The organism is Mesorhizobium sp. M0833 (assembly GCF_040319905.1).
Classification (GTDB): Bacteria; Pseudomonadota; Alphaproteobacteria; order Rhizobiales; family Rhizobiaceae; genus Mesorhizobium.
The window spans coordinates 1-2577 of the sequence record NZ_JAMYOQ010000080.1 but is presented as its reverse complement, the minus strand read 5'-3'; the positions used below and the strand labels follow the sequence as shown (position 1 = coordinate 2577).

Genomic DNA, 2577 nt, shown 5'->3' with positions numbered 1-2577 from the left:
TGCCGTCCGTCTCATCCCCAGCCTCCCTTTGGCTGGCGATAAAACCGGACAACTCATGTGCTACCAAACCCGGACAACTCATCTGCTTACGACAGATCACCAACCGCGCGGTGGCCGAAGCACTCGGCTACGAGCTGGTCGAGCCGAAGGCCGTTCTCGCCGCCTGATTCCAGTTGCAACCGTTTCCTCCCGTCTCGCCCTCCGGTTCGTTCCGGCGGGCTTTTTTTGCCGACGATTGGCCAGAGTCGTCCTCCCCTCCCCGTTCCCTCATGTCCGCGGTGAAGCTCGTCGGCGCGGCTCGCTGGTAGACAATGAAGCTGAACGCCTGTCGGAGCGGCAGACCTGCTCCGTCCTCAGTCGCAAGATGATCCGCTACCAGTCCCGTTGTTAAACCCCGTCACCATTCCTGAGAAAACGTCGGGCAACCAACACTTACTGTCGTGTCTGTCGAATCCGCGACACTTTGTTTTCGGCCTGGGTGCCTGCTGCGCTCCGGGTCAAGTCATTGTGCAAACTCAGAAAATATTCCTAAGGCTCCCTCGGCGCAATTGGCATGACTTTTGAGGAGTCCTCTTCGTGAAACACGACACGCACTAGTGTTCGCCTGGGAGGATTCGGATGGTCACGTATAGCCAGAGCTTCTCGGTGCCACTCAACGTCCAGTTGCCGCGAATGACGTTCAGAAGACCGGCGGAGATTGATGCCGATGAATGGGAACTAATCGCGAAGTGTCCGCAACTAGACCGCAACTTGCTGTATTACGAGCTGCTGCTTGCAGTGATTTCGCCGCCACCTGCGTGCTTGCTGAGGGAGATGGTGAGGTGGTTGGCTGTTTGTCGGCCTACCCGCGGCCGAGCGGCCGCTCCACCGTCTGCATTTGGAATTGCTGTGCAACCTAAGCTACGCAACATGCGCTTGGGCAAGGAACTTATCCTCTCAGCCCTGAACGAGCCGGCTTGCGAGGGCGTGACGCAAATCAAAGGCACGGCGACGCTCCCGAAAGGGCATCTAAATTTCTTCGCAGTTGTGGCTCGGGACTTGGGTGCACCAAGCTCTGGTTCGACCCCGAGACCAAGGGACAGCGTGAGAGCGAGTACACGATAGCCATCAGTCCATCGAACGCTCCATCAGCCCTGCAGGCATTCCTGCCGATATGCCTAGCCATACCCAAATAAGGAGGCAACGATGACTCACCAAAGTGCACCGGATCGCGAGGAGGAATTCGCGATCTTCAACCATCTCGAGTCTGAAGTGCGCAGCTACGCTCGCAGCTTTCCAGTCGTTTTCGCGAGGGCACGGGAGGCGCAGCTGTTTGCGCGAGATGGAACAGCCTATCTCGACTTTCTCATGGGCTGCTCAAGTTTAAACTATGGGCACAATCCTCCCGAGCTGAAATCCGCGCTCGCAGATTATATTGCGGGCGACGGCATCACCCATGGCCTCGATCTGTATAACGAAGCCAAGGAGTCTTTTCTGCGAGAATTTCACGAGACGATCCTTAGTCCGCGACAACTGGACTACGTCGTACAGTTTCCCGGTCCCACCGGCGCCAACGCGGTCGAGGCTGCCCTCAAGTTAGCGCGCAAGATCACTGGTCGGTCCAACATTATAGCCTTTACCAACGGCTTTCATGGTGTGAGCCTTGGCGCTCTCTCCTGCACCGGCAACCGATATCACCGCGCCGCCGCCGGCCAGCTGCTCGGCGGCGTCACGCGGCTACCCTATGACGGCTATCTTGGGTCCACTGTAGACACCGCCAATTACCTTGATCGTCTGCTCTGCGATCCCTCAAGCGGCGTGGACGCTCCGGCGGCGGTGATTGTCGAGACAGTTCAGGGCGAAGGCGGCCTGAATGTCGCCGGCACGGAGTGGCTGCGCAAGGTGGCGGCCATTGCGCGCAAACACGGAGCTCTGCTGATCGTAGATGACATTCAGGCGGGTGTTGGCCGGACCGATGCGTTCTTCAGCTTCGAGGCGGCCGGTCTCCGCCCGGACATCGTCACGATGGCGAAATCGATATCGGGCTATGGCCTGCCTATGGCCCTCGTCCTAATTGACCGACAACTCGACAAGTGGGAGCCGGGAGAACACAACGGTACGTTCCGCGGCAATTGCCATGCTTTCGTGACCGCCCGGGCAGCCCTGGAGCACTTCTGGCGGACAGACAGCTTTGCGGCGTCCGTCGAGGAGAAAGGCAATCTGCTGAAAAGCCGCCTTGAGCGGATCGCGCAGAAATACGACCCAAGCCGCGTGTCAGCCAAGGGTCGTGGCATGATGCGGGGCATCGATCTGAAGTTTGGCGAAGTTGCCAGTCAAGTCATCAGCACCGCCTTTCAGAATGGCCTCATTGTCGAGACCGCTGGTCCCAAAGACGAGGTCGTGAAGTGTCTGCCACCTCTTGTCATTGGGGAGGATCAGCTTAGCCAAGGCCTCGACATCCTCGAGGACGCTATCGAAAGGGTGATCGGCAGCACCGTGAACAGATACCCTCCGGCGAAGGCCGCCTTGCGAGAGGACGGCACGGTAGCGAGGCTGCGCTCTTAAGGTCGCCCTTACGAGCGAAGTTAGCAGCACAGC

Annotated in this window: 1 protein-coding gene; it reads left to right on the top strand. The window is 58.8% G+C overall.

The features are described 5' to 3' along the window. Positions 1–1185: 1185 nt before the first annotated feature. Entirely contained in the window at positions 1186–2544 is a 1359-nt protein-coding gene (gene ectB, locus NKH98_RS32815; RefSeq protein WP_352904304.1) for a diaminobutyrate--2-oxoglutarate transaminase, read from the top strand. Positions 2545–2577 lie beyond the last annotated feature (33 nt).

What these genes read in the sequence shown, in the direction of transcription:
- ectB (WP_352904304.1), top strand. Translation starts at nt 1,186, where the DNA reads ATGACTCACCAAAGTGCACCGGATCGCGAGGAGGAATTCGCGATCTTC.